Source organism: Thalassospira povalilytica (genome assembly GCF_002844235.1).
GTDB lineage: Bacteria > Pseudomonadota > Alphaproteobacteria > Rhodospirillales > Thalassospiraceae > Thalassospira > Thalassospira povalilytica.
Map to the genome: position 1 here is coordinate 227,323 of NZ_PGTS01000007.1, position 6,900 is coordinate 234,222.

A 6,900-nucleotide genomic window follows, 5' to 3' on the forward strand; every position below is an offset into this window, starting at 1 on the left:
CATGCCACATTCGACTGCCGGTCCTGACCGTGCGGTGCCAAATGAATTGTTGCATTGCGGAAATTTCTGCCCGGAACAGCCCGGACTCCCTTTATTCCATGGTTTCAGCAGGTTGTGCGCCGCACTAAGGGTTTTCTGATAGATCGCCCATACCGTGCGAAACATGTTGAACCGTGCCAAAAAATAGGCGCATCTTTGCGGTCCGGCATTAAGAATTAGAATAAAAGTTCCTGGAGGAAGTCCATTATGAAGAAATTTGCCCTCGCCGCGGCCCTGATGACGGCCGTCGGATTTTCCGGTGCTGTGCATGCGGCTGATCTGACCCTGCGCATTTCGCTGCAGCTGCCGATGAAAAGCCACCTTGGCCAGAACCTTTTGATGTTCAAGAACGAGGTCGAGGAAAAATCGAACGGCGATATCGAAGTTCAGATTTATGACTCGGCCCAGCTTTACAAGGATAAAGAAGTCCCCGCAGCCGTCGGTTCTGGCGCGATCGAAATGGGTGTGGCATCGCTGACCCGTTATGTCGGTGACGTTCCGGCCGTTGACGTGTTCTATCAGCCGTTCCTTCTCGATACCGAAGAAAAGGTTCGCAAGGCCGTTGCCCCGGATTCACCGGTCCGCGCACCGCTTGATGCGGCGATTGCCGATACCGGTGCCACGGTTCTGTGGTGGCAGGCATATGGCGGATCGATCATGCTGTCGAATGGCGGCCCGATCAAAGGTCCGGATGGCCTCAAAGGTCAGAAAGTTCGCGTATTCTCGAAAACCCAGGGTGATTTCATCTCTGCGGCTGGTGGCGCGCCGACCCTGATTTCCGGCTCCGAGCAGTATATCGCCTATCAGCGTGGCACGGTTGATGTCGGCATGACCGGCATGTCGGGCGTCAAATCCCGTCAGCTTTGGGAAGTCATGGACACCGTAACCACCACCAACGATGCCGATATCGAATTCATCGTGGTTGTGAATACCGAATTCTGGAACGGCTTGACCGATGAGCAGCGCGAAATCATTTCGACCGCGGCGGTAAATGCCGAAAACGATGTGCGTGATCGCATGTCGGCAATCGAAGCTGCTGCCTTTGACGAAGCCAAGGCCAACGGCATGACCATTTATCATCCGACCGAGGAAGAAATGGCTGCATGGCGCGAAGCTGCGAAACCGGTTTACGAGGCATTCCTTGCCCATACCGGTGATCTTGGCAAGCAGGTCTTTGAAGCTGCGCAGAAGTTCTGATCATAAAGCCGGTCCCGCCCAATTTCCGGTGCGGGACCGGATGATCTTTTTGAATGTGATCATGTCATCACTTGCCATGCCGCCGATCATGACGATCCATGTTTCGCGCTTCCGTCACCCGGTCGGCAATTGATGATGATTTCCCGCCCCTTTATCGAGATCAGGAGATGTCCGTTTCACGGTCGCGCATGATCAGCCACCCGGGTAACGGCATTTGTTTTACGATGTTTGATCGTTTTATGCTTTTTCTGGCATGGGCTGCCGCCATCCTGTTCGTGTTGGCAGGCTGCATGCTGACTTATGAAGTTATTGCCCGTTATTTCTTTATCCGTCCGACGATCTGGGCGGCTGAGCTTTCACAGCTTTGCCTGATCTGGGGGGCGTTGCTTGGCATGCCCTGGGCACTGGCAGCGCGCCGCCATATTGCGGTTGATGCGGTCACCCGTCTGTTTTCACCCACAGCCCAGCGCGGAATCGAAATTGCCGCGATGGCGTGCATTTTCGCCTTTTCGGTGATGGTGACCTACAAGGGCTGGGAAATCTTTTATGAAAGCTTCGAGCGCGGGCGCACCAGCGGCACCATGCTTGATCTTCCGGCCTGGGTGGCGGAACTTCCCGTTGCCATCGGCTTTGCGCTTCTGGCCATTCAGGCGGTGATTGAAATCGTCGGCCTTCTGCGCGGCAAGGATATTCCGAAAGGGGCACACGAATGACCATTCTTCTGACCCTTGCGGCGATGTTTGCGCTGTTGCTGGCGCGTGTTCCGGTGGCCTTTGCGCTTGGCGGGCTGGGGCTTGCCATGCTGTTGCTTGGCGGTTTTTCGCCCTTGATGGCGCCGCAGGCGATCCTGTCAACGCTTGATGGCTTTATCCTTCTGGCGGTGCCGCTGTTCCTTTTGATGTCGAATATCCTGTTGCGTGCCGGGGTGGGCAATGACCTTTTTGCAGCCGTCAGCGCCTGGGTCGGGCATTGGCCGGGCGGTCTTGCGGTGGCAACCATCCTGTCATGCGGTGTGTTTGCCGCCATTTCCGGATCGTCGGTTGCAACAGCAGCCACCATCGGCACGGTTGCCATCCCGGAAATGATCAATCGCGGCTATAACAAGAAATTCGTCTATGGCCTTCTGGCGGCGGGCGGCACATTGGGTATTCTGATCCCGCCGTCGATCCCGATGATCATTTACGGCTTTGTGACCGAAGAATCGGTGATTTCGCTGTTTCTTGCCGGGATCGGTCCGGGGATTGCGCTTCTGATATTCTTCATCCTGTTTTCGATGGTCTATGCCCGCATGGGCGGGCAGGAACGCGAACCCAAACAGGGATGGGCAGAACGCCGTCGGGCCACGCTCAAGGCGCTGCCTGCCGTGATCCTTGCTGTTCTGATTATTTCGGGGATCTATTCGGGGGCCTTTACCCCGACCGAGGCCGCGGCGATCGGCTTTGCCGCGTCGCTGATCATTACCGGCCCGATCATGCGGGTTCTGACGTGGGATGCGCTTAAAAAGGCGGTATTCGATTCCATGGCAACCACGGTTGCGATCATTCTGATCATTGCCGGCGCCAAAATCTTTGGCAAGGCGATCACGCTTTACCGAATCCCCCAGGACATCTCGATGATGATCACCCAGGGAATCGACACCGATCTTGGTTTCATTCTGGTGGTGACGGCGGTTCTGTTGGTGATGGGGCTGGTGTTCGAAGCACTGTCGATGGTGCTGATCATGACGCCGGTTCTGCTGCCTGCGGCCCTTGCACTTGGATTCGATCCGATCTGGTTCGGGGTCTATATGGTGATCATGGTTGAATGTGCCCTGATTACGCCGCCGGTCGGGCTGAACCTTTATGTCATCCAGTCGGTGGCCAAGGCCCGGCTGGGCGAGGTCGCAAGTGGCGTCGCACCGTTCCTGATCCTGATGTTCGTGACAGCGGCTATTCTGTATGTCTGGCACGACCTTGCACTCTATATCCCATTCAAGCTGTAAAGACCGATGACACATATAAAGACACCTGCCGATCAATTGCGTGCGCTGCTTGCCACCGGCGATCTGATCACCATGCCGTGCTGTTTTGATGCGCTTTCTGCCAAGCTGATCGAACAGGAAGGCTTTGCCCTGACCTTCATGTCCGGATTCGCAACATCGGCCGCCCGGATCGGCGAACCCGATCTTGGCCTGATGTCCTATGGCGAGGTCCTTGATCAGGCGCGCAACATTACCGATGCCATTTCGATCCCGCTGATTGGCGATGGCGATACCGGTTATGGCAATGCCATGAATGTCCGGCGCACCGTGACCGGCTTTGCCAAGGCGGGCTGTGCGGCTGTGATGATCGAAGACCAGCTGGCGCCCAAACGCTGTGGCCATACCAAGGGCAAGGAAGTTGTCGGCCGCGACGAGGCCTTTGACCGTATCCGTGCGGCGGTGGATGCCAGGGATGCCGGGGCAGATATCCTTATTCTGGCGCGCACCGATGCCCGTCATCAGCATGGCCTGTCCGAGGCGATTGACCGTGCGGCGAAGTTCAAGGAACTGGGGGCGGATATCCTGTTTGTCGAAGCACCCAAAAGTGTTGATGAAATGCGCACCCTTTGTGCCGAACTGCCGGGGCCGAAAATGGCCAATATCGTCGAAGGTGGTGAAACCCCGGACCTGTCGCCCGAAGAACTCAAGGATATCGGCTATCAGATTGCGGCCTATCCGCTGTCGCTCATGGCAGCCGCCATGAAAGCGATGGTGGAATGCCTGCAAACCATGAAGGCCGGTCAGCCACGTGATGAAAAATTGATGAACTGGGCCGATCTGCGCAACCGCATCGGGTTCGATGATTATTATAAAGAATCGGAACGCTATGCGTCATCCAGACGGGATGGCTGACAGTTCGCCTTCCTGAACAGAATGGTCTTTCGACGGGCGGTGCGTATATTGATATCATGCACCGCCCGCACTGTTTGCGGACAAATTGCGGGCAACAGACATGCAGGGATCAGCAGATGACAGAGAAACATCACGGCAGTTGCCAGTGCGGGGCGGTGACATTCGAGGTCTCCGGTCGCTTTGACAGTTTCTTTTTGTGTCATTGCCAATATTGCCGCAAAGACACGGGATCGGCATATGCCGCGAACTTGTTTTCCCGGCAGGCAAAGCTCGACTGGCGTTCTGGCAGGGACAAAGTTGTGACCTATACTGTGCCCGATACACGTCACGAAAAATCATTCTGTCAGACATGCGGTGCGGCGGTGCCGCGCGAACAGTTTGGCGGTCGTCTGGTTGTCGTGCCGGCGGGATGCTTGGATAGTGACCTGATAAAGCGCCCTGATGCGCATATCATGCTGGGCAGCAAGGCTGGCTGGGATGATGATCTGCACGAAATCGGGCGGCTTGACGGCTTACCGGAATAACCGGACCGCCCAGACAAAAGAAAACCCCGTAAGCATGTGCTTGCGGGGTTTCTTTTAATGGTGCCGGCAGAGAGACTCGAACTCCCAACCTTCTGATTACAAATCAGCTGCTCTACCAATTATAGCTATGCCGGCGTGAGCGGCGCGAAACATAATCCGGGCCGCCGGGGAAATCAAGTGCTTGTAGGCCGAAACTGACAAATGGTTTTCGTGCCCCTGCGAACCCCGTGTTTATCGCAGTTCCTTCTGGCCGGCAGGGGTGGTTATCAGCGCCCGATAGCAAAGATCGGGTCCCTTGATGACCGTAGGGGCGCGATCAATCGAAAGACCGTTATAAAGTGTTCTGATCGCATCCGGATCAGGGTGCGCCAGTGTTAGTGATTGCAATCGTGCGCCAAGGTCGGGAATCTCGGCCATCGAGGTCGGATCATTGCGGTGATCAATAAGCGACGGCACGGCCCCGGCCAGCGGCAGCGATCCGTCTGCCGGGATGGCAAAACAGAACGTCGGATTTTCGAACGGAAGGTCAACACGTTCGCCGAAAATGCCGTCATATTGCGCAAGAACACTGTCAATGCTGGCGGTGCTGGCAACCCAGCCACGCAGGCGCTTGCCCGTTTCCCAATCGGCCCGGACCTGTTTCGGGTTATCGAGGCCGAACCATCGCGGGCGATCCGGGCGACGGGCGACCGGATCGGATGCGATGATTTCCAGATAGACAGTGTCGCCCAGCTGAACACGATGATTGTGCGTGCCCATGTAATCGTGACGGGTTCCAAACGGAATATCCAGATCAAGGCAGCTTTTAACGTGATCGACTCCTTCCACCAGGGTCGGCGCGATCACAGTAAGGTGGTCCAGCTTGAGCACAACAGCATTCCCCGTACGTTGGGACGGCAAGTGGATGGGCGGTCAGCTTTTGGTGCGATACAGCTCGTAAAGCGCAACCGCGGCGGCGTTGGACACATTGAGACTTTCGATGCGGTCAGACATCGGAAGCTTGACCAGAAAATCACAGCTTTCGCGGGTCAGGCGACGCAGGCCTTCGCCCTCCGATCCCATGACGATCCCTACACGGCCATGCAATTTGGCTTCGGCCAGGGTCTGTTCGGCATAGCCATCCATACCGGCCAGCCAGAAATGCGCGCCTTTGAGTTTATCAAGTGTCTGATTAAGGTTGCCGGCATGAATATAGGGCACGGTTTCAAGCGCGCCACTGGCCGATTTGGCAAGCACACCGGTTTCAGGCGGGGCGTGCCGGTCCGGAACGATGACGGCTGCGGCCCCAAAGGCCGCCGCACTGCGCAGAATCGCGCCGACATTGTGGGGATCGGTGACCTGATCAAGAACCAGCACGGTGCATTGTTCCGAATCCCTGTGATCGGCTATCAGTTCTTCGACTGAAATCTGGGGCAGGGGGGCACAATGCATGGCCATGCCCTGATGAACTGTGCCCGGTGGCAGCATTTCATCAAGGTCGGTACGGCCGGCGGCATCGACGGCAACATCATTGCGATCGGCCTCGGCGAGGGCGGCGACAATTTCATCGCGGACATTTTCGGTCGCCCAGATTTTGTGAATCGTGCGTTGCGGATTGGCAATTGCCATCATCACAGGGTGACGCCCAAAGAGAATCAGGCGCGAATTTCCACCCGATGATCCGCCATCGCGGCCGCGCTTTCGTCCACGGCGCGAATTGCCTTCGCGGTTTTCATCGTTGTGCGGGAGGTTGTCCTGCCCGCTGTCACCTTGATGACGATTTCCTGAACGTGATTTGTTGCGACGCGACATAATGGCGGAAACCTCCGGGCCGTAAGGAACTGAATGCACTTTGTTTGACTCTGAAAGCAGAGCTTGGGGAACATATAGGAAAGGAAATACGATTTCGTGCTTTTTTTGCTGTTGACAACACATGCCCCTCCACCGTATTCCCTCCCTCGCCGCAACGAGGCCGGGCTCAAAACCCGGACGGCGTTAAGACCCTGATGGAGGGGTGGCAGAGCGGTCAAATGCAGCGGACTGTAAATCCGCCGACTTAGTCTACGCAGGTTCGAATCCTGCCCCCTCCACCACTCTCTCGCCCTCGCGAGAGCTCGCAGATAAAAATATGCGGGTGTAGCTCAATGGTAGAGCAGAAGCCTTCCAAGCTTACGACGAGGGTTCGATTCCCTTCACCCGCTCCAATTTTATGATGCAACCCGTCGGCTCGTGCGGTGGGTTTCTACGTGTTTTTTTGGTTCGGATATAGGATCTGAGGGCAATGGCCAA

7 protein-coding genes and 3 tRNA genes are annotated in these 6,900 nt (G+C 56.4%); 7 read left to right on the plus strand and 3 right to left on the minus strand.

The genetic code is table 11. The features are described 5' to 3' along the window. The first annotated feature begins 246 nt into the window (after positions 1 to 246). From CU041_RS17890 to CU041_RS17910, 5 genes are all read left to right on the plus strand, one after another. Complete coding sequence (locus CU041_RS17890) at positions 247 to 1,236, plus strand: TRAP transporter substrate-binding protein (RefSeq protein ID WP_068517152.1); 990 nt, start codon at positions 247 to 249, stop codon at positions 1,234 to 1,236. Between the two features lie 98 nt (positions 1,237 to 1,334). Continuing rightward, on the plus strand, positions 1,335 to 1,949 hold the full coding sequence (locus CU041_RS17895; RefSeq protein ID WP_228195796.1) for a TRAP transporter small permease: 615 nt from the start codon (positions 1,335 to 1,337) through the stop codon (positions 1,947 to 1,949). Continuing rightward, positions 1,946 to 3,217, plus strand: a complete 1,272-nt coding sequence (locus CU041_RS17900; protein WP_101247918.1) for a TRAP transporter large permease — start codon at positions 1,946 to 1,948, stop codon at positions 3,215 to 3,217. Before CU041_RS17895 ends, CU041_RS17900 begins: the two co-directional genes overlap by 4 nt. A gap of 6 nt (positions 3,218 to 3,223) precedes the next feature. After that, positions 3,224 to 4,108: an isocitrate lyase/PEP mutase family protein gene (locus CU041_RS17905; protein WP_170310296.1), complete on the plus strand. Its 885-nt coding sequence runs from the start codon at positions 3,224 to 3,226 to the stop codon at positions 4,106 to 4,108. Between the two features lie 116 nt (positions 4,109 to 4,224). After that, positions 4,225 to 4,632, plus strand: coding sequence for a GFA family protein (locus tag CU041_RS17910; RefSeq protein WP_101247919.1), 408 nt, complete (start codon positions 4,225 to 4,227; stop codon positions 4,630 to 4,632). 58 nt (positions 4,633 to 4,690) lie between these two features. Here CU041_RS17910 and CU041_RS17915 read toward each other — a convergent pair. The 3 genes from CU041_RS17915 to rlmB all read right to left on the minus strand — a co-directional run bounded on the left by CU041_RS17915 (position 4,691) and on the right by rlmB (position 6,423). Continuing rightward, positions 4,691 to 4,767 (minus strand) — tRNA-Thr (locus CU041_RS17915). Between the two features lie 96 nt (positions 4,768 to 4,863). Continuing rightward, entirely contained in the window at positions 4,864 to 5,502 is a 639-nt protein-coding gene (locus CU041_RS17920) for a VOC family protein (RefSeq protein WP_101247920.1), read from the minus strand. 42 nt (positions 5,503 to 5,544) lie between these two features. Next, the gene (gene rlmB, locus CU041_RS17925; protein WP_101247921.1) at positions 5,545 to 6,423 is read right to left on the minus strand and encodes a 23S rRNA (guanosine(2251)-2'-O)-methyltransferase RlmB; all 879 of its coding nucleotides are present in this window, start codon (positions 6,421 to 6,423) and stop codon (positions 5,545 to 5,547) included. A gap of 196 nt (positions 6,424 to 6,619) precedes the next feature. Here rlmB and CU041_RS17930 point away from each other — a divergent pair. Together CU041_RS17930 and CU041_RS17935 are read left to right on the plus strand one after the other, a co-directional pair. Continuing rightward, positions 6,620 to 6,704: transfer RNA gene (locus CU041_RS17930), tRNA-Tyr, on the plus strand. A gap of 37 nt (positions 6,705 to 6,741) precedes the next feature. Further along, positions 6,742 to 6,815: transfer RNA gene (locus CU041_RS17935), tRNA-Gly, on the plus strand. Positions 6,816 to 6,900 lie beyond the last annotated feature (85 nt).